19 protein-coding genes and 5 tRNA genes are annotated in these 19,072 nt (G+C 64.5%); 10 read left to right on the forward strand and 14 right to left on the reverse strand.

What is annotated here, in order from left to right; genetic code table 11:
* The first annotated feature begins 8 nt into the window (after positions 1-8).
* The 4 genes from IB232_RS04490 (at position 9) to IB232_RS04505 (ending at position 3,249) form a co-directional block, all read left to right on the forward strand.
* Positions 9-527, forward strand: a complete 519-nt coding sequence (locus IB232_RS04490; protein ID WP_192397359.1) for a chemotaxis protein CheW — start codon at positions 9-11, stop codon at positions 525-527.
* Positions 527-1,336 (forward strand): CheR family methyltransferase, encoded by an 810-nt coding sequence (locus IB232_RS04495; RefSeq protein ID WP_192397360.1) that lies wholly within the window; start codon positions 527-529, stop codon positions 1,334-1,336. The genes IB232_RS04490 and IB232_RS04495 overlap by 1 nt, the downstream gene beginning before the upstream one ends.
* A 7-nt stretch (positions 1,337-1,343) precedes the next feature.
* Positions 1,344-2,414: a protein-glutamate methylesterase/protein-glutamine glutaminase gene (locus IB232_RS04500; protein WP_192397361.1), complete on the forward strand. Its 1,071-nt coding sequence runs from the start codon at positions 1,344-1,346 to the stop codon at positions 2,412-2,414.
* Between the two features lie 190 nt (positions 2,415-2,604).
* Entirely contained in the window at positions 2,605-3,249 is a 645-nt protein-coding gene (locus IB232_RS04505) for a response regulator transcription factor (RefSeq protein WP_192397362.1), read from the forward strand.
* A 1-nt stretch (position 3,250) separates the two neighbouring features.
* Here the strand turns inward: IB232_RS04505 and yegS are convergent, their stop codons facing one another.
* The 5 genes from yegS to IB232_RS04530 form a co-directional block, all read right to left on the reverse strand.
* Positions 3,251-4,153, reverse strand: coding sequence for a lipid kinase YegS (gene yegS, locus IB232_RS04510; protein WP_192397363.1), 903 nt, complete (start codon positions 4,151-4,153; stop codon positions 3,251-3,253).
* Positions 4,154-4,230: 77 nt separating this feature from the next.
* Positions 4,231-4,563, reverse strand: a complete 333-nt coding sequence (locus tag IB232_RS04515) for a hypothetical protein (protein WP_192397364.1) — start codon at positions 4,561-4,563, stop codon at positions 4,231-4,233.
* A gap of 63 nt (positions 4,564-4,626) precedes the next feature.
* On the reverse strand, positions 4,627-6,186 hold the full coding sequence (locus IB232_RS04520; protein ID WP_192397365.1) for an FGGY-family carbohydrate kinase: 1,560 nt from the start codon (positions 6,184-6,186) through the stop codon (positions 4,627-4,629).
* A gap of 17 nt (positions 6,187-6,203) precedes the next feature.
* Positions 6,204-7,781, reverse strand: a complete 1,578-nt coding sequence (locus IB232_RS04525) for a glycerol-3-phosphate dehydrogenase/oxidase (RefSeq protein ID WP_192397366.1) — start codon at positions 7,779-7,781, stop codon at positions 6,204-6,206.
* 186 nt (positions 7,782-7,967) lie between these two features.
* Complete coding sequence (locus tag IB232_RS04530) at positions 7,968-9,572, reverse strand: FAD-binding oxidoreductase (protein WP_192397367.1); 1,605 nt, start codon at positions 9,570-9,572, stop codon at positions 7,968-7,970.
* A gap of 129 nt (positions 9,573-9,701) precedes the next feature.
* Here IB232_RS04530 and IB232_RS04535 point away from each other — a divergent pair, with 129 nt between their 5' ends.
* Positions 9,702-10,730 carry an AraC family transcriptional regulator gene (locus IB232_RS04535; RefSeq protein WP_192397368.1) on the forward strand — a complete coding sequence of 343 codons (1,029 nt, stop codon included), beginning with the start codon at positions 9,702-9,704 and terminating at the stop codon, positions 10,728-10,730.
* Positions 10,731-10,746: 16 nt separating this feature from the next.
* On the opposite strand, the gene glp is transcribed toward IB232_RS04535, so the two are convergent.
* Together glp and moaB are read right to left on the reverse strand one after the other, a co-directional pair.
* The gene (gene glp, locus IB232_RS04540; RefSeq protein ID WP_192397369.1) at positions 10,747-11,943 is read right to left on the reverse strand and encodes a gephyrin-like molybdotransferase Glp; all 1,197 of its coding nucleotides are present in this window, start codon (positions 11,941-11,943) and stop codon (positions 10,747-10,749) included.
* Positions 11,940-12,479 (reverse strand): molybdenum cofactor biosynthesis protein B, encoded by a 540-nt coding sequence (gene moaB, locus IB232_RS04545; RefSeq protein WP_192397370.1) that lies wholly within the window; start codon positions 12,477-12,479, stop codon positions 11,940-11,942. Before moaB ends, glp begins: the two co-directional genes overlap by 4 nt.
* A gap of 66 nt (positions 12,480-12,545) precedes the next feature.
* Between moaB and mobA the strand changes: the two genes are divergently transcribed.
* The 3 genes from mobA (at position 12,546) to IB232_RS04560 (ending at position 13,571) form a co-directional block, all read left to right on the forward strand.
* Positions 12,546-13,124 carry a molybdenum cofactor guanylyltransferase MobA gene (gene mobA / locus IB232_RS04550; protein WP_192397371.1) on the forward strand — a complete coding sequence of 193 codons (579 nt, stop codon included), beginning with the start codon at positions 12,546-12,548 and terminating at the stop codon, positions 13,122-13,124.
* 59 nt (positions 13,125-13,183) lie between these two features.
* Positions 13,184-13,402, forward strand: a complete 219-nt coding sequence (locus tag IB232_RS04555) for a YgdI/YgdR family lipoprotein (protein WP_192397372.1) — start codon at positions 13,184-13,186, stop codon at positions 13,400-13,402.
* Positions 13,403-13,494: 92 nt separating this feature from the next.
* Positions 13,495-13,571, forward strand: a tRNA-Pro gene (locus IB232_RS04560).
* Between the two features lie 112 nt (positions 13,572-13,683).
* Here the strand turns inward: IB232_RS04560 and IB232_RS04565 are convergent.
* Positions 13,684-13,760, reverse strand: a tRNA-Arg gene (locus IB232_RS04565).
* A 441-nt stretch (positions 13,761-14,201) separates the two neighbouring features.
* On the opposite strand from IB232_RS04565, the gene IB232_RS04570 reads away from it, so the two are divergent.
* A complete protein-coding gene (locus IB232_RS04570; RefSeq protein ID WP_192397968.1) occupies positions 14,202-14,528 on the forward strand; it encodes an Arc family DNA-binding protein in 327 nt (108 codons plus the stop codon).
* 61 nt (positions 14,529-14,589) lie between these two features.
* On the opposite strand, the gene mgtE is transcribed toward IB232_RS04570, so the two are convergent.
* A complete protein-coding gene (gene mgtE / locus IB232_RS04575; RefSeq protein WP_192397373.1) occupies positions 14,590-16,032 on the reverse strand; it encodes a magnesium transporter in 1,443 nt (480 codons plus the stop codon).
* 318 nt (positions 16,033-16,350) lie between these two features.
* Here mgtE and IB232_RS04580 point away from each other — a divergent pair, with 318 nt between their 5' ends.
* On the forward strand, positions 16,351-16,857 hold the full coding sequence (locus tag IB232_RS04580; RefSeq protein WP_192397374.1) for a hypothetical protein: 507 nt from the start codon (positions 16,351-16,353) through the stop codon (positions 16,855-16,857).
* A 40-nt stretch (positions 16,858-16,897) separates the two neighbouring features.
* Here the strand turns inward: IB232_RS04580 and IB232_RS04585 are convergent.
* The 5 genes from IB232_RS04585 to IB232_RS04605 form a co-directional block, all read right to left on the reverse strand.
* Positions 16,898-16,974 (reverse strand) — tRNA-Arg (locus tag IB232_RS04585).
* A 72-nt stretch (positions 16,975-17,046) separates the two neighbouring features.
* Positions 17,047-17,123, reverse strand: a tRNA-Arg gene (locus IB232_RS04590).
* A 104-nt stretch (positions 17,124-17,227) separates the two neighbouring features.
* Positions 17,228-17,318 (reverse strand) — tRNA-Ser (locus IB232_RS04595).
* A 62-nt stretch (positions 17,319-17,380) separates the two neighbouring features.
* Positions 17,381-17,566 carry a carbon storage regulator CsrA gene (gene csrA / locus IB232_RS04600; RefSeq protein WP_003244478.1) on the reverse strand — a complete coding sequence of 62 codons (186 nt, stop codon included), beginning with the start codon at positions 17,564-17,566 and terminating at the stop codon, positions 17,381-17,383.
* Positions 17,567-17,749: 183 nt separating this feature from the next.
* The gene (locus IB232_RS04605) at positions 17,750-18,988 is read right to left on the reverse strand and encodes an aspartate kinase (RefSeq protein WP_137971750.1); all 1,239 of its coding nucleotides are present in this window, start codon (positions 18,986-18,988) and stop codon (positions 17,750-17,752) included.
* Positions 18,989-19,072 lie beyond the last annotated feature (84 nt).

Consider the following 19,072-nt stretch of genomic DNA (forward strand, 5'->3'; position numbering starts at 1 on the left):
GGGGTTGCATGAACGCCATCACCGCTACCCGCAGCAACGAGGTACTGGACGACAGTGTCCAGCACCTTTCATTCCGCGTGCGCCAGGCGCGCTATGCCCTGCCGATCGAACTGGTGCGGGAGATCATCGAATACGGCCAGGTCACGGCCGTACCGATGATGCCCGCCTTCATCCACGGCGTGATCAACCTGCGCGGCAACGTGGTGCCGGTGCTCGACCTGGCAGCGCGCTTTGGCCTCGACCTGACCGAGCCGGGCAAGCGCACCTGCATCGTCATCATCGAGCTGGAGCTAGATGGCAACGGCCAGGCCCAGCGCATCGGCCTGGTGGTCGATGCGGTGGACGCCGTGCTCGATATCGACCCACGCGACGTGGAGCAGGCTCCGCCGTTCGGCACCGGCATTCGCACCGACTTCATCGCCGGTATGGCTCGCGACGAGCAGGGTTTCACCATTATCGTCGACGTGCGCCGGGTGCTGTCGCTGGACGACATCCGTCAGCTGAGCCTGGCGCAACAGGCGGGCTAATGGTCCATCGGCACCTGCCCAAGCTGTCCGACGACGAGTTCCGCTACCTGCAGCAGATGATGGTGGAGGTTTCCGGCATCCACATGGCCGATAGCAAGCGCATGCTGGTGGCCGGACGCCTGATGTCGCGCCTGCGCGAGCTGGACCAGGGCGACTTCTACGAGTACGTCAACTTCCTGCGCCAGCCGGCCAACCAGAGCGAACGCCGGTTGGTGATCGACCTGCTGACCACCAACGAGACCTACTTCTTCCGCGAGCCCAAGCACTTCGACTTCCTTGGCGAATGGGTCGCCAGCCAGCGCGGCCCGATCCACCTGTGGAGCGCTGCCAGCTCTTCCGGCGAGGAGGCCTACAGCATGGCTATGACTCTTGCCGAACACGCTCGCACCCCGCACTGGTCGATCTTCGCCAGCGATCTCAGCCAGCGCGTGCTGGAGCGCGCTCGCCAGGCCATCTACCCACTGGACCAGTCCGCCCAGTTCCCTGCCGGCTGGCTGCAACGCCACTGCCTGCGAGGGGTCGGCGGCCACGAGGGTAGCTTTCGCATCGGCCAGCCGCTGCGCCATCGGGTGGCCTTCGCCGAACTCAACCTGATGCGCGACCTGCCGTCGGAAGTCGGACCCTTCAACGTGATTTTCCTGCGCAACGTGCTGATCTACTTCAGCAACCCGGACAAGCGCGCCATCGTCGAACGCCTGGTCGGTCGACTGCGCCCCGGAGGCCTGCTGTTCATCGGCCATGCCGAGAGCCTGCACGGCTTCCAGCTGCCGCTGCGCAACGTTCGCCCTTCCGTGTTCGAGCGCACCTGAGGCTGCCATGATCAAGGTCTTCATCGTCGACGACTCGGCCCTGGTCCGTCAGGTGCTCACCGCCTGCATCGACGGCCACCCGGGCATGTGCGTGAGCGGCCAGGCCGCCGATCCGCTGTTCGCCCTGGAAAAGATGAACAGGGATTGGCCCGACGTGCTGGTGCTGGACGTGGAGATGCCGCGCATGGACGGCATTACCTTCCTGCGCAAGATCATGGCCGAGCGCCCGACGCCGGCGATCATCTGCTCCACGCTCACCGAGGCTGGCGCCAATATCACCCTGGAGGCGCTGGCCGCCGGCGCGGTTGGCGTATTCACCAAAGCCCGCCTGGGCCTGAAAGACAGCCTGCAACAGATTTCCGGCGACCTGATCAAGCAGATCGAAACCGCCGCCCGCTGCCATCCGCGCGCCATGCCCCGGACCTCGGCGGTACCGACCAGTACCGCAGTAGCCCCAGCGCCGGGAACAGCCAAGGCTGAACGCAGCGGCAGCGTCGGCTTCGCCACCACCGACCGGGTGGTCGCCCTCGGCACGTCCACAGGGGGCACCCAGGCTCTGGAGGTACTGCTGCGCCAGTTGCCGGTGGACTGCCCGGGCATCGTCATCGTCCAGCACATGCCGGAGAAGTTCACCGCCGCGTTCGCCCAGCGTCTCGACAGTATCTGTCGCATCGAGGTGCGCGAGGCCAAGCACATGGACCGGGTGCGCATCGGCCTGGCCCTGGTAGCGCCAGGCGGCCGCCACATGCAGATCAAGCGCAGCGGCGCGCAGTACTTCGTCGAAGTGCTCGACGGGCCACCAGTGAACCGGCACAAGCCGTCGGTGGACGTGCTGTTCCGTTCCGTCGCCCGCCACGCCGGGCCAAACGCCCTGGGCGTGATCATGACCGGCATGGGCGACGACGGCGCCCGCGGTCTGCTGGCCATGCGCGAGGCCGGCGCCCGCACCGTCGCCCAGGACGAAGCCAGCTGCGTGGTTTTCGGCATGCCCAAGGAGGCTCTGCGCCTGGGCGCAGCGCAGAGCAGCGAGGCGCTGCAGAGCCTGCCGGCGCTGATCGTCCAGTACGGACGGACATGACCGTAGGTCTTTTCGGCAGAACCTTGACCAATCGGACGAATCCTTAGCTAGAGTGAAATCACCTAGCCCCGACGTCGACCTCTGGTCGACGCCCTGTCGGAAAACGGGGCAGAACGGGAGGGAACCGAACGATGCTTTCCCCTTTTGCGCCTTGCGCAGCCTGCTACAGAGCAACCGTTGGGGCGCGGCCATGAGCTGCCGCGTCCTCCTCGCGGACGACCACGCGCTGATCCGAATCGGTGTGCGCGCAATGGTGGATGAATTACCCGGCTTCGAGATCGTCGGTGAGGCCGAGGACGGTCAGCAGGTGGTCGAACAGGCCCGCGAACTGAAACCGGACATCATCCTGCTCGATATCTCGATGAAGGACGTCAGTGGCCTGGACGCCATCAAGCCGCTGGCCGAGGTCGCGCCCACCAGCAAGGTGTTGATGCTCTCCATGCACAACGAAGCCGGAGTGGTACTCGACGCCTTGCGCCGCGGCGCCCATGGCTATCTGCTGAAGGACGCAGCCATGGCCGAGCTGCACCTGGCGCTCTGCGCCATCGGTCGCGGCGAACGCTACCTGAGTTCGGCCATCGCTCAACCGGTGATCGAACAGGCGCTGTCCAACGAACAGCCCTCGAGCGACCATGGCTTGACCCAGCGTCAGGTGGAGATCCTGCGCCTGATCACGCGCGGCACCTCGACCCGCGCCATTGCCGAGGGCCTCAATCTCAGCGTGAAGACGGTGGAAGCGCACCGCGCACAGATCATGAAGCGCCTGGATATCCACGACGTGCCGGGGCTGGTGCTGTACGCCCTGCGCGAGGGCATCATCCGCGCCGACGACTAGCCTAGCTGCCCTGCAGCAGGGGAGAGATATCAGGCAGGTGTAGGCGCAGTGCGCCCGAGCGCGCGGAGAAGCGCAGACGCTGGCCTTCCATGGGCTCGCCGTCCAGATTGATGTCCAGCCCTTCCGGTGCCTCCACGTCCAGCCACGGCAAACGCGCGCTGATCGACACCGACTCCAGTCCGAGGATGCCACCGGACAGCAGCGTGCCCAGGGTACCGACCACGTCCTGTGGCGCCGGCACTATGCAGATATCCAGCAAACCATCATTGATCTGCGCCTGCGGGCACATCACGTGGCCGCCGCCGGCCTGGCGCCCGTTGCCGATGCCGAGGGCGAGGAAATCCCCCTCCCAGGTGAAGCCGGGCCCACTGAAGCGGCCGAAAGCGGAATGCACCTCGGGAAAGCGCGTCAGCCCGGTGAGGAAATACGCGGCGCCACCGAGCATCTTCTTCAGCTCTTCCGAGGTATTGGCGGTGACCTTGGAGCCAAAGCCGCCAGTGGCCATGTTGAGGAACAACTGCCCGTCCACCTCGCCCAGATCGATCGAACGCGGCTCGAACTCCAGCAGAGACAAGGCCTCCGCCGGAGGCAGCGGAATCCCGGCGGCGCGGCAGAAGTCATTGGCGGTGCCCAGCGGCAGCAAGGCCAGGGAAGCGTCGCTACCCGCCAGCGCCATGGCCTCGGCCACCTCGCGCAGGGTGCCGTCGCCGCCTCCGGCGATCAGAGTCGGATAGCCGGCGGCCAGCGCCTCATCCACCAGCCGGGCGGCATCGCCGCCTTCCCAGGTCAGGCGCACGGCCAGCTCCCAGCCGTTCTCGCGCAGCGCCATCACCGCGGCCCTCACCTCCTCGTTCTGCGCCTGCTTGCCATGCAGGATCAGCAGCGCCTTGCGCTCTACAGCCATGAACTCCCTCCCGTTGCTCCGAATAAAGCAGACTGCTGCCATTAACTGAAAGTGCCGTTCGCGGAGCCTAGCGGGCCTCAGCCCAGATAGTACGCAGCCTCTCCACTCAGCCAAGGAAGCAGTGACAGCAGAAATAAGCCAGCGCAAGGCAGCAAGCCCCGCCAGCCACGACTGTGTATCAAGTAAACCGGCAGGACCAACGGCCAAAGGAAGAACAGGAAGGCGCCAAACTCGTAGGGAGGGTGGTAACCACGCCGTTTGGCGTCAGCCAGGCACCAGTAGGCCAGCGTCAGGGCGAAGGCCCAGGCCATCAGGTTCTCCGCCTCACGCGAGGGGTAGTCGCCTGCATAGCCCATCACTGTGTAATGCAGGATCGAAATCCCGATCACCAATCCCCATACGATCTTCATGCACATCCCTGTCGTCAGCTATGCCCCGGCAGTTTCCACCGCCGCGCTGCGCTTAGGCAATGGCTATGCGGGATACCCGGTGATCTCGCGAATGCTGCCGTAGAGCGGCTTGAGCTGCTTGTACATGCGCAGGTAGACCTCGCGGTACAGCCGCTCGTAGACCGCCACCGCCTGCGGGTTGGGCTGGAACACCTTGCCGACGCGGGTCATGGCGGCAATGGCCGTGGGGAAGTCCGGGTGCAGGCCGAGGCCGACGGCGCAGTCGATGGCCGCGCCCAGGCCGGAGGTCTCGTACAGGTGCGGGCGCTCGGCCGGTAGGTTGAAGATATCGGCGGTCAGCTGCATGGCCGCATCGCTCTGCGAGCCGCCACCGGAGATACGCAGGCGTTCGATACGGGTGCCGGAGCGCTTCTCGATGCGCTCGCGGCCCTGGCGCAGGGCGTAGGCCAGGCCTTCGAGGATCGCCCGGTACAGGTGCGCGCGGGTGTGTACATCGCCGAAGCCGATGATCGAGCCCTTGGCCTCCAGCCCCGGCTCGCGGATGCCCGGCGACCAGAACGGCTGCAGGGTCAGGCCCATGGAGCCCGGCGGCACGCTGTTGACCAGCTCGTCGAACAGCGTCTCGGCCTCCACGCCCAGCTCCAGGCCACGCTGGCGCTCGGCATGGCCGAACTGTTCCTTGAACCAGCTAACCATCCAGAAGCCACGGAAGATCATGACCTCGGTGTTGAAATGATCGGGAATCGCCGCCGGGTATGGCGGAATCAGCGGGATGGTCTCTAGGTATTTGGCACGGGTGGTGTTGATGGTCGCCGTGGTGCCGTAGGACAGGCACGCCGTGCTCGGCTCTACGCCACCGGCGCCGATCACCTCGCAAGCCTTGTCCGAGGCCGCGGCGATCAGCGGCAACCCTTCGGGGATGCCGGTATGGGCGCTGGCCTCGGCGGTAATGCTGCCGATGCGCTCGCCCGGCTTGACCAGCTCCGGCAGCATGTCCGGGCGCACCGGGATGGCCTGCCACTTCCAGTCGCTGGGCTTGGCCCAGCACAGGCGCTTGTAGTCGAACGGCAGGTAGGCCACGCAACTGCCCACCGAGTCGACGAAACGCCCGCTCAGGCGGTGGGTGAGGAAGCCCGAGAGCAGCAGGAACTTGTGGGTGCGCGCCCAGATGTCCGGCTGCTGTTGAGCGACCCAGTTAGCCTCGGCCTGAGCGCGGAAGTAGTCCACCGTCGCCTCTTCGCGGATCAGCTTGAACAGCCAGCCCCAGGGCCCGGTGATGCTGCCCTCCACCTCGGCGCGACGCTGGTCCAGCCAGAGAATGGCCGGGCGCAGCGGCTTGCCGGCCTCATCCACGTTGATCAGGGTGCCGCGCTGGGTGGTGACCGAAACGCCGGCGATCTGGCTTCTGTCGATCTCGACGCTGGCCCACAGCCGCCGACAGGCCTCGCCGAGACTGGCCCAGTAGTACTCCGGGTCCTGCTCGGCCCAGCCGGGATGCTCGGAATAGTAGGGCTCGAGCTCCACCTTGCCCTTGCCGACCAAGTTGCCGGCCAGGTCGAAGAGCAGCGCGCGTACGCTTTGGGTGCCGTTGTCGATGGCCAGCAGGTAGCGTTGTTCGGTCACGTCGGTTTCCAGGCAGTTCAAGGCAGGCTGTAGCAGCTATGCCACAGCGCCAGATAGCGTTGTTGTTCTTCGTCCCAGCGCGCATCGCTCCAGCCCAGGCGCGGCTGGCACAGCTCGCGGATGCGCGGCAGCTCGTCCACGGCACCGCCCGCTAGCAGCAGGCCGATACGGGTGCGGCGCAGCAGCAGGTCATCCAGGTGCAGCACCAGCTCCTCGTCGCAGGCAAGGGCCAGTTCGGCCCACAGCGTGTTGCTGGCACCGATGCAGGCATTGCCAAGTTCGTCGATCATCCGCGCCAGGCGCGGCAGTGCAGCACCATGGCGACCGGTCAGGCGGCGCTGCTGGGCCATACCCAGACCCGCTAGCACCTGAGGCTTAGCGCTACGGAACACCTGCTGACCGGCATCCGTCACCTCGCGGCCAACCATGGGCGCGCAGGCGCGCAACACTTCCAGGGCCAGCAGGCGGAAGGTGGTCAGCTTGCCGCCGGCCAGGGTCACGCAGCCAGGCTCGCTCCACAGGGCGTGCTCGCGCTTCTCGTCCGAGGGCTTGCGCCCGGTGCTCTCCCCTTCGCTGACCACCGGGCGCACGCCGGCCCAGGTGGACAGCACATCGGCGCGTCCGATGCCGGCATGCGGAAACACGCTGGCGCAGGCCGCCAGCAGGTAATCCACTTCTTCGGCGCTGATGCACGCATCCTGGCCCAGCGACTCGCCGTGGTCCAGGTCGGTAGTGCCGACCACCGTGGCGCCTTCCCAGGGAAAGACGAACACCGGGCGCTTGTCGTCGGCGTGCATAAAGCTGATGGCCTGGGCCACCGGCAGACGCCAGGCAGGCAGCAGCAGATGGCTGCCGCGCAGCGGGCGGATATGTTCCAGGCCGGTCTTCTGCCGCAGCTCGTCGGCCCAGGCACCGGTGGCCTGGGCCACGGCGCGGGCGCGGAAGGCAACGTGCTGGCCGCTCTCCACATCCTCGGCCACCAACCCGACCACCCGGCCGTTGTCGCGACTCAGCTCGACCACCCGCATGCCATTGAGCGCCTCGCCGCCATCGGCACGCGCCTCGCCCAGCACACGCATGACCAGGCGCGCATCGTCGGTGACCGCATCGGTGAAGCGGGTCGCACCGAGCAGCGTCTGCTCCTGCAGGCCCGGCGCTAGATAGCGCAGCTCGGCCAGCGGGTGATAGCGGTGCAGGCGCTGGCCGGCCAGGGCGTCGTACACACCGAGCAGGCCGCCAAACACCTTGGGACCGGGGAAGCGGCCACGGTAATGCGGGAATAGAAACGGCAGCGGGTCGACCAGGCCCGGCGCCTCGCCGAGCAGGCGCTGGCGCTCGCGCACCGAGTCGCGGGTCAGCGCCAGCTGGCCCTTGGCGATGTAGCGCAGGCCGCCGTGGACCATCTTTGACGAACGACTGGAGGTGCCCCAGGCGAAATCGCGTTGCTCCAACAGCAGGCAGCTCCAGCCACGTCGGGCCGCCTCGCGCAGGATGCCGGCACCGGTGATGCCGCCGCCGACCACGATCAGGTCCCAGTCACGCGCCGCCAGCTCCGGCAGCGCGGTTTCACGCCAGGTGGCGTTCCAGCTCTGCATTATCGAAACCCTTGAAGAAGCCTCGAGCGCCCCGAGAGCAAGGCGGAGGGAGCGCAGCGGCGAGACATATTAAGGCGATAGGCGAGGAGCGAGCACCGCCTCACAGCCGCTTGCGGCTGAACTGCCGCAGGCAGGCCCGCAGGGCGAGCGTAGCGAGTCACGCCACTCTCGGGGTGCGCAGCGGGCTTATTCATGGGTTTTCAGCAGAACGCCAGGGGCCAGACGCTGCTCGGGGTCGAAGTGCTGGGCCATGGCCTTGAGCGCCGCCATGCCCAGCTCGCCCTTCTCCGCCGCCAGATACGGCGCGTGGTCGCGACCGACGCCGTGCTGGTGGCTGATAGTGCCGCGGTTGCCGGCAATGGTCTGGCAGGCCGCGTGCTTGAGCTTGCTCCAGCGCACCAGGGTCTGCTCGTAGCTGCTGCCCGGGCGGAACACGTAGGTGGTGTAGATGCTCGAGCCCTCGCCATAGACGTGGGACAGGTGGGTGAACACGTGGACCTGCTCGCCCTCGTCCGCCAGGCCCTGACGCAGGCTGGCCTCAACCTTGTTCAGCAGGTTGTCGACGTTGCTCCAGTCGGTCGCCGTCTCCAGGGTGTCCACCGCGTAGCCGGCCTCCCACAGGCCATGGCGCAGGTAGGGGAAACGGAAACGGTTTTCCGCCCACTTCTTGCCCAGCAGGGTGCCGGTGAACACGCCGCCCTCGGCGCGCAGGATGCGCTTGGCCTGCTTGACCGACAGGGCGTTCTGCGCGCGATTGCCGGTGACGCCGAAGGTCAGCATGCACTTGCCGACGCGGGCGCCACGCAAGGCCAGGTATTTCTCAAGCCAAGCGATCTGCTCCGGATGGCCGGCCAGGGCCAGCTGGGTCTCGGTCTCGATGGCGTTGGAAAGGCGCAGCATCGACAGCGGCACGCGCGCCTGGGCCAGAGCACGGATACCGGCGAGGGCCTGCTGCCAACTGGGCAGGAACACAGCGAAGAACTTCTCTTGCTCGGCCAGCTTGGTCACCCGCACGCGCACTTCGGAGATCACCCCAAAGCGTCCTTCGCTGCCGAGGATCAACTCGCGCAGGTCCGGACCGGCGGCCGATGCCGGGAAGGTCGGAATCTCCAGGGTGCCGGCGAAGGTCTCGACCTTGCCGCCGGCAAACAGCTGCTCGATGCGCCCGTAGCGCAGCGACTGCTGGCCGCTGGAGCGGCTGGCCACCCAGCCGCCGAGCGTGGACAGCTCCCAGGACTGCGGGAAGTGGCCGAGGGTGTAGCCGCGAGCGCGCAGCTGCGCCTCCACCTGCGGGCCGCTAGCGCCAGGGCCGAAGGTGGCGATCTGGCTCTGCTCGTCGAGGTCGAGCAGCTGGGTCATGCGCTCCAGCGACAGGGTCAGTACCGGCTTGTCGCCGGCCGCCGGATTGATGTGACCGGCCACCGAGGTGCCACCGCCGTAGGGGATGACGATGGCGTCCTGCTGCTGCGCCCAGACCAGCAGCTCGCGGATCTGCGCCGCGGTTTCCGGAAGGGCCACGCCATCGGGGAACACGCCGAAATCGCCGGAGCGCATGGCCAGCCAGTCCGGCAGGCTCTGGCCACGGGCATGGCGCACGCGCACCTCCGCATCGATGCTGACCAGCGGATGGCGGGTGACCAGGCGCGACTGCGGTACGCGCGCCAGCACCTGCTCCAGGCTGGCGTCCGCCAGGCGCTGGCCGGCGCCGACGCGCTCGGCAAGGAAGGCGCCGCCATGGGCCGGCAGTTCTACCTGGGTGGCTTCGTCGCCCCATCCGTTCCAACGTCGCATCCGTCCTTTCCTCACAGTTCCGCTGATGATCGATGGCTGCCTATACTAGCCAGCCGCCCGCTCCGGTCACTGTCGAATCGGGACAGCGGCTGTCGCCAATCAAGACAAGCAGAACAACAAGAATCGACCATGCTGACCCTCGGCTATACCTCGGTCCCCGCCCTGCTCAAGTACCTGCGCCACGCCGAACATCTCGGCCTGGACGTTGAGAATGCTCGCGCCGTCGCCGGCATCAGCGCCGAGGACCTGGCGGACAACGGCAAGCGCCTGCCCAGCGAGGTCCACGAGCGCCTGCTGGAGCACCTGATGCAGGTTTCCGGGGACCCGCTGTTCGGCCTGCATGCCGCGCGCTACGTGCAACCCGGCTCATGGAGCGTGCTCGGCTACATCACCATGAACTGCGCCACCCTCGGCGAGGCGATGAGCCGCATCGTGCCCTACGAGAAACTGGTCGGCGACATGGGTACTAGCCAGTTGGAGCTGGCCGGCGACCATGTGCGGCTGATCTGGAACTGCCGCCACGAGCACCCGGGCATCCGCCGGCACATGGTGGAGAACGTGCTGGCGTCGTGGATGCTCTACGCCCGCTGGATCGCCGACATGGACCGCTCGCCGCGCGAAGTCTGGTTCGAACACGCGCGCCCTGACGAGGCGCCGCAGGCGGACTACGAAGAGGTATTTGGCTGCCCGGTGCTGTTCAGCCAACCGAGCAATGCCCTGCTGGTGCCACTGGACTACCTGAGCATTCCCCTGCGCCAGGCCGACGCCAACCTGCTGCGCACCCTGGAAGAACACGCGCTGACTATGATGGCCGGGCTGGACGACAACGAGCCGCTACCGCAACGGGTGAAGAACGCCCTGCGCCTGCTGCTCAAGGACGGTCTGCCGCGCAAGGAAAAGGTCGCCGAGAAATTCCATATGACGGTGCGCACCCTGCAGCGCCATCTGCAGCAGGCCGGCACCAGCTACCAGGAAATCCTCGACCAGCTGCGCCAGGAGCTTGCCGAGCACTACCTGCTGCGCAGCGACCTGGCGATCCAAGATATTGCCAGCTACCTGGGCTTCACCGAGTCGCGCTCGTTCCACCGCAGCTTCAAGGCGTGGACCGGGATGACGCCGGGCGAATACCGCGAAAGCCGCAAGGGCGCGCCGCTCTAGAGCAGCGCGCTCAAGCTCAGGCCAGCAGCTCGCCCAGTGGGATGAAGCGCAGCGAGTCGCCTTCGGCATAGGTACGGTCTTCCAGCACCTCTACCAGGCCATCGGCCCAGGCGGCGCTGCGCAGCACACCGGAGCTCTGGTTCGGGTAGAGCACGGCGCGACCATCCTCGATGCGTGCACGCAAGTATTCGCGACGCTTACCCGCCGAGTTCCAGGCGAAGCCGGCCGGCACCTGAAACGCCAACGGTTCGACCCGCTGCACGCCGAGGCGACGCAGCAGATAGGGACGCGCCAGCAGGCCGAAGGTCACCAGAGTCGAGGCCGGATTGCCCGGCAACCCCAGCACCGGCACACCACGGAAGTGGCCGCAGGTCAGTGGCTTGCCCGGCTTGATCGCCAGCTTCCACAGGGCCAGCTCACCCTCCTCGTGCAAGACCTGGCCGAGGTAGTCGGCCTCGCCCACCGACACGCCGCCGGTGGACAGGATCAGGTCGGCATCACCCAGCGCCGCCAGCGCTTCGCGGGTGCGCTGCGCATCGTCCGGCAGGATGCCGGCATCGCGCACCTCGCAGCCCAGGCGTTGCAGCCAGGCGCAGAGCAGGCTGCGATTGCTGTTGTAGATCTGCCCCGGACCCAGCGGGTGGCCGGGCTCGATCAACTCGTCCCCCGTGGAGATCACCGCCACTCGCGGCTTGCGCCGCACCGCCAGAACAGCGCTGCCGAGCGACGCGGCCAGACCCAACACGACCGGGCCCAGGCGGGTGCCGGCGTGCAGCAGCATTTCGCCGGCGCGGGTCTCCTGGCCTTGAGGGCGGACGTTCTGCCCGGCCTTGAGCGGCTCGCGGAAATGCACTCGGCCATCGGCCAGCAGCTCGACGTTCTCCTGCATCTCCACTGTGTCGGCCCCAGCCGGCATGGGTGCACCGGTGAAGATGCGCGCACAGGTGCCGGGTTGCAGTGGCTCGGAAGCCTGGCCGGCGAGGATGCGCTGACTGATCGGCAGCGGCCCGCCCTGGCCATCGGCCAGGCGGAGGGCGTAGCCGTCCATGGCGCTGTTCGGCCAGGGCGGCAGGTCGAGGCCGGCCACCAGATCGGTGGCTAGCACACGACCGTCGGCGGCGGCCAGCGCGACTATTTCTCGACCATGAATGGGCGTGGCCTCGGCCAGCGTGAGCAGGCGCTGCAGCGCCTCTTCAACAGGCAGCAGGCTCATCCGCGGCTCTCGCAGGCGGAAGCCTGCTTCAGATGCGGGACGAAATTGCAGGGGCGGTGGCGGTTGTCCAGCTGCTCGCCGAGGATGCCGTCCCAGGCGGTCCGGCAAGCGTTGGTCGAACCCGGCAGGCAGCACACCAGGGTGCCGTTGGCCAAGCCGGCCAGGGCGCGTGACTGAATGGTGGAGGTACCGATATCGGCCACGGATATCTGCCGGAACAGCTCGCCGAAGCCATCCACCTGCTTGTCCAGCAGGCAGCGCACCGCCTCCGGGGTGCTATCGCGGCCGGTAAAGCCCGTACCGCCGGTGATCAGCACCACCTGCACCTCGTCGTCGGCGATCCATTGCGCCACCTGGGCGCGAATGCGGTACAGATCGTCCTTCAGCAGCACCCGCGCAGCAAGGTGATGGCCTGCAGCGGTGAGGCGATCGACGAACAGCTGGCCAGAGGTGTCGGTTTCCAGCGAGCGGGTATCGCTGACGGTAAGAACGGCGATGTTCAGCGGCACGAAAGCCGCCTCGGCCTTGTGACTCATGGCGTGATCCGGTTGTGGCGAAAACTGGCCGGTGTTATATCACAGGCCCCGACCCAGAGCGCCGCCATGACTACTGCCCTGCCCCCCTGTTCCATCCTGCTACTGGCCGGCGGCCGCGGGCAGCGCATGGGAGGCCAGGACAAGGGACTGCTGGAATGGCGCGGCCAACCGCTGATCGCCCACCTGCATGAGCGGGTTCGGCCGCTGACCGATGACCTGATCATCTCCTGCAACCGCAACGCCGAGCGCTATGCGGCTTTCGCCGACCAACTGGTGAGCGACGCCGAACCGGGCTTTCCCGGCCCCCTGGCCGGCCTGCTGAGCGGCCTTGCCGCCGCGCGTCACGAACTGCTGCTGGTACTACCTTGTGATGCGCCTTTGGCGGATGAAAGCCTTCTGGCGGAGCTGCGCTGTCGGGCTCGAGAGTGCCCCGGCAAGCCGGTGATGGTGCGCCAGGGCGAACAGTGGCAACCGTTGTTCTGCCTGGTGCCACGCCGCCTGCTGCAACCGCTGCAGCAGATCTGGCAGAACGGCGAGCGCAGCCCGTTGCGCGCGATACTGCAGCTCGATCCGAGGGAGCTCCTCTGCGAACCGGGAGACACACGCCTCGCCAATTTCAATACGCCGGAACTGCTGCGCGGCTGATCGGGAACCGCAGCGGCAAATCCTCGTCTTACGTACCCCCATGACTCCCGGAGGTACCCATGACCCAACGGACCCTGACCGCCCTGCTCGCCACCGGCTTGCTGGCACTGGCCGGCTGCTCGACGCCCAGCGTCATCACCCTCAATGACGGCACCCAGATTCAGACTACGGACGTGCCCGAGTTCGATGAGGAATCCGGCTTCTACGAATTCGAACAACTCGATGGCAAACCGACACGGGTGAACAAGGACCAGGTCATTACCGTCAAAGAGCTCTGAGTGCACCGCGCCACAGGGAATCGTGGCTGCAAAAATCTTCCAGCTAACCCCTTGTGCCGCAAAACTTTTTCGGTAAAATGCGCGCCATCCTTCGGAGCGTAGCGCAGCTTGGTAGCGCGTCTCGTTCGGGACGAGAAGGTCGCTGGTTCGAATCCAGTCGCTCCGACCAAATCCCGAATCGACAGCAAAGTCGATTATAAGAACCGGCCCTAGCGGCCGGTTTTTTATTTCTGCCTCATGAAAAAGCCCGCATGCTTTTGGCTTGCGGGCTTTTCTATGTATGGCGTCCCAGAGAGGGGTCGAACCTCCAACCTTCCCCTTAGGAGGGGGATGCTCTATCCAATTGAGCTACTGGGACAGCGATCGCTCTGCGACGGGGCGGCATGTTAACGGGCAGAGGCCTGTTTGTCATGCCATTCGCCCTCTTCTGACCAGCCAAACAAACCAATCACCGCACAACGTTCCCTAGTCGCCAGCGACGGCCGGAGATACTGTCGAGATCCGAGCCATCTGAATGACCGGCAATCAGGAAGCCGCTCTATCTAGGGCATTACAGGCTATTCATATACTGACCAGTGCACCAGTTTTGCTTAGCTGTACGCATTTCGGACAATTGGTGCTGGCAATGCGCCTGTATTCGGACCACAATTACGTCGCGTAATTGGCGTCAAATAGTCGACCGATCAAAAACCGAACCGATGCTGTCACCGGCTGAACGGCTAGCGCCTAACATGGTCAAAGCAGCGACAATGTGTAGCTGATTGCCAGCATCGCTTTCCTGAACTAACCGGTTTAATGTATACGCCCTATGAAACAGGCCATCTATTCCAGCCGTACGGCTGACAAGTTTGTAGTCCGCCTGCCCGACGGTATGCGTGAGCGCATCGCCGACGTGGCGCGTAACCATCACCGCAGCATGAACTCGGAAATCATTGCGCGCCTGGAACAGAGCCTGTTCCAGGAAGGCTCTCTGGGCGACGAGCTGAATCTGCACATGGATAGTCCGGAACTATCCCTGCACGAACGCGAACTGCTGCAACGCTTCCGTCAGCTGTCGCGACGCCAGCAGAACGCTCTGGTCGCACTGATCGCTCACGATGCAGAGCTGGCTAGCGAAGAGGCCTGAATTCCTCCGCACCATCTCCAATAAAAAAGCCGGCTAACGCCGGCTTTTTTGTGTCTGCCGATCAGAGCAGGAACAGCGTAGCCAGTCCCAGGAAGATGAAGAATCCACCACTGTCAGTCATGGCGGTGATCATCACACTGGCACCCATGGCCGGATCACGCCCCATGCGCACCAGTGTCATGGGGATCAGAACCCCCATCAACGCAGCCAGCAACAGGTTAAGCGTCATGGCACCAGTCATCACTAGGCCCAACGACCAGCTGTCGTAGAGCCAGAAGGCGACCACACCGATGACTCCACCCCAGACCACGCCATTGATCAGGGCCACCCCCAACTCCTTGCGCACCAGGCGCGCGGTATTGCCGGTACCAACCTGATCCAGCGCCATGGCGCGCACGATCATGGTGATAGTCTGGTTGCCCGAATTGCCACCGATGCCAGCCACGATCGGCATCAGGGCCGCCAGAGCCACCAGCTTCTCGATCGAGCCCTCGAACAGGCCGATCACACGCGACGCCAGGAAGGCGGTAATCAGGTTAATGGCCAGCCAGGCCCAGCGGTTGCCGAGAGACTTCCACACCGAGGCGAAGATATCTTCCTCCTCGCGCAAACCAGCCATATTCAGCACTTCGCTCTCGCTTTCCTCACGGATCAGGTCGACCATCTCGTCGATGGTCAGACGCCCGATGAGACGGCCCTCCTTGTCTACTACCGGGGCGGAAATCAGGTCGTAGCGCTCGAACGCCTGCGCCGCGTCATGCGCATCCTCGTTCGGCTGGAAACTTACCGGATCGCTGGCCATGACCTCGCCGACCTGCTTGTCCGGATCGTTGACCAGCAGACGCTTGATCGGCAGCACGCCCTTGAGCACGCCGTCGTAATCGACCACGAACAGCTTGTCGGTATGCCCCGGCAGCTCTTTCAGTCGCCGCAAATAGCGCAACACCACTTCCAGGCTGACGTCTTCGCGGATGGTGACCATTTCGAAGTCCATCAGCGCACCAACCTGGTCGTCCTCGTAGGACAGCGCCGAACGCACACGCTCACGCTGCTGGGCGTCCAGGGACTCCATCAGCTCGAGCACTACATCGCGCGGCAACTCGGGGGCTAGGTCAGCGAGCTCATCCGCATCCATGTCCTTGGCGGCGGCGAGAATTTCATGGTCATCCATGTCCGCGATCAGAGATTCGCGGACCGCGTCGGAGACTTCGAGAAGGATATCGCCGTCGCGCTCGGCCTTGACCAGCTGCCAGACTGTCAGGCGATCGCCAAGCGGGAGGGCTTCGAGGATATGGGCAACGTCTGCGGAGTGCAGCTCATCGAGCTTGCGCTGCAGTTCGGCGAGGTTCTGCCGATGGACCAGGTTTTCCACCAGATCCTGGTGCTGGCCCTCCTGACGATGAGTCAGGCTTTCGACCAGCTTGTGGCGGTGCAGCAGTTCGACCACCTGAGCGAGGCGGTCCTGCAGGCTTTCTTGCGGCTTTTTGGCTTCTACTTCAGTCATACGGCACGCTCCACCCCAGCAGCAGGGCGCGCCACGGGGGTCAATCAGTCAAAACGCGATTGGGCGAAAAATAAGTTGAGTAACTACTGGGTAAGTCCATGGTGGTTTTCCACAAGCCCCGGCGGGGCTGACCCTGCAATGATAGCACTGCACTCCGTTTCGACGCGACAAAATCAGGTCTAGAACAAGCGCTTGCAGCGCTTTTCTAGACGCTCGCACAACCTGTTTCTTCGACGCATGCGCTGCGTCACAAGGCACGCTGGCGAGACCAGGAGGACGGTCTAGGCTGGGGAAGGCAACCGTCAAGGAGGATGAGTCATGCTGCGACTGATCTGCGCAGGAATTTGCGCATCCCTGCTCTACCCCACCACCCACTCCCAAGCCTCCACCGTATTCCGCTGCGAAGACGACAAAGGCCACATCACCTACACCCTGCACGGCTGCCCGGAAGAGGCCAGCCAGGATCTACAGGAGGCTTACAACCCCACGCCAGGCAAAGGCAAAGCCGTGCCGCTTGCCAAGAGTCAAAAGACGCGAGCCAAAGCAAAAGGCAAGAAGAAGGTTGACGAGCAGCTCGTGGTGGTCGGCACCAAGCAAGATGGCTGCGGCAACAAGCTCACCAACAGCGAACGGCGGCGCGCCGTCATCCGCCAGCAGATACGTGGCGGCATGACCCAACGCGATGTAGAGAGCAGCCTGGGCGAGCCGGACAAGGTCACCAGCAACGACGGTCAGACCCGCTATCACTACGCCGACGACAAGGGCAACAAACGCCAGGTGACCTTCGACGAGTACGGCTGCGTGAAGGAGAAAGGCAAACGCTGAAAAGACAAAAGGCCCGCATCGCTGCGAGCCTTTTGCTGTATGGCGCACTCAGGAGGATTCGAACCTCCGACCGCCCGGTTCGTAGCCGGGTACTCTATCCAGCTGAGCTATGAGTGCGTATGGCGCTTTTAGACCAGATCACCGCTGGCTGAAACAAAATGGCTTGCATCGCTGCAAGCCATTTCAATATGGCGCACTCAGGAGGATTCGAACCTCCGACCGCCCGGTTCGTAGCCGGGTACTCTATCCAGCTGAGCTATGAGTGCGTGGGTTGCGCATTTTAGTGATCTCAACCATTAGGTCAAGCACTTTTCCGAATAAGTTCAATAACTTATCGGACTTAGCACAAACACAACCGAGGTTGTGAATATGGCGGAGAAGGGGGGATTCGAACCCCCGACACCCTTTTGAGGTGTACTCCCTTAGCAGGGGAGCGCCTTCGGCCACTCGGCCACCTCTCCGCAACACGGGGCGCATGATAACCATGTTTTCCCCGTTTGCAAAGCCAAAATTTCGAGAAAAATTAGTGGCTTGGTTCGTCGCCTTTCTCTTTTTGGATGCGCTGGTAAATCTCTTCGCGGTGCACGGCAACTTCCTTGGGAGCATTGACGCCAATGCGCACCTGATTACCTTTCACGCCCAACACGGTGACGGTGACATCATCACCCACCATCAGGGTCTCTCCGACCCGGCGAGTCAGAATCAGCATTCCTTTCTCCTTACGGATTCAATTACGGGACAACAGTCTGCAAGAAATAAAATGGTGGCAGCATCGCCTATATCAAGTGCGACGCCTTCACCCAAGTATTGACCAGCCCCGACAAAAGAAAAGTCCCCTGCCAAACCGACCAAAAAAGCGAAGGCGCGGATAACCGCGCCTTTCAGTAGATCGTCACTCGGCCTGTCGGGCCGGCGCATCCAAGTCGAAGGCAGTGTGCAGGGCGCGCACGGCCAACTCCAGGTACTTCTCCTCAATGACCACGGACACTTTGATTTCCGAGGTGGAGATCATCTGGATATTGATTGTTTCCTTGGCCAGCGCCTCAAACATGCGGCTGGCCACGCCCGCGTGGGAGCGCATGCCGACTCCGACGATGGACACCTTGGCGATGTTGGTGTCGCCGATCACTTCACGGGCACCCAACTCACGCGCGGTGTTTTCCAGCACGCCCATGGCGCTCTGGTAGTCGTTGCGGTGCACGGTGAAGGTGAAATCGGTGGTGTTATCGTGCGCCACGTTCTGCACGATCATGTCCACTTCGATGTTAGCGGCACTGATCGGACCGAGGATCTTGAAGGCCACGCCGGGGATATCCGGTACGCCACGGATGGTCAGCTTGGCTTCGTCGCGATTGAAGGCGATGCCGGAGATGATCGGCTGTTCCATGGATTCCTCTTCGTCAAGGGTAATGAGGGTGCCCGGACCCTCCTGGAAGCTGTGCAGCACGCGCAGCGGGACGTTGTACTTGCCGGCGAATTCCACCGAGCGGATCTGCAGCACCTTGGAACCGAGGCTGGCCATTTCCAGCATCTCTTCGAAGGTGATCTTGTCCAGACGCTGGGCCTTGGCCACCACGCGCGGATCGGTGGTGTAGACGCCATCGACGTCGGTGTAGATCTGGCATTCGTCAGCTTTCAGCGCCGCAGCCAGGGCCACGCCGGTGGTGTCGGAACCACCGCGACCGAGGGTAGTGATGTTGCCCTCCTCGTCCACGCCCTGGAAGCCGGCGACCACCACCACGCGACCGGCCTTGAGGTCGGCACGGATCTTCTGGTCGTCGATCTGCAGAATGCGCGCCTTGGTATGGGCGTTGTCGGTGAGGATGCGCACCTGGTTACCGGTGTAGGACACCGCCGGCACGCCGCGCTGAATCAGGGCCATGGCCAGCAGGGCGATGGTCACCTGCTCGCCGGTGGAGACCATCACGTCCAGTTCGCGCGGCACCGGCTGGCCGTCGCTGACCTGCTTGGCCAGGTCGATCAGGCGGTTGGTTTCGCCGCTCATGGCGGAAACCACGACAACGATATCGTCGCCGCCTTCGCGGAATTTCTTCACCTTGTCGGCTACCTGCTGGATACGCTCCACGGTACCGACTGAGGTGCCCCCAAACTTCTGTACGATCAACGCCATGTCAAAAAGCCGCCTGATTCCTCGAAGGGCGCCCATTAAACCCGCATCGGGTCACACTGCCAAGGCCTGCCGGACGCACTGCAG

It is taken from the genome of Pseudomonas sp. PDM15 (genome assembly GCF_014851565.1).
In the GTDB taxonomy this organism is placed as follows: domain Bacteria; phylum Pseudomonadota; class Gammaproteobacteria; order Pseudomonadales; family Pseudomonadaceae; genus Aquipseudomonas.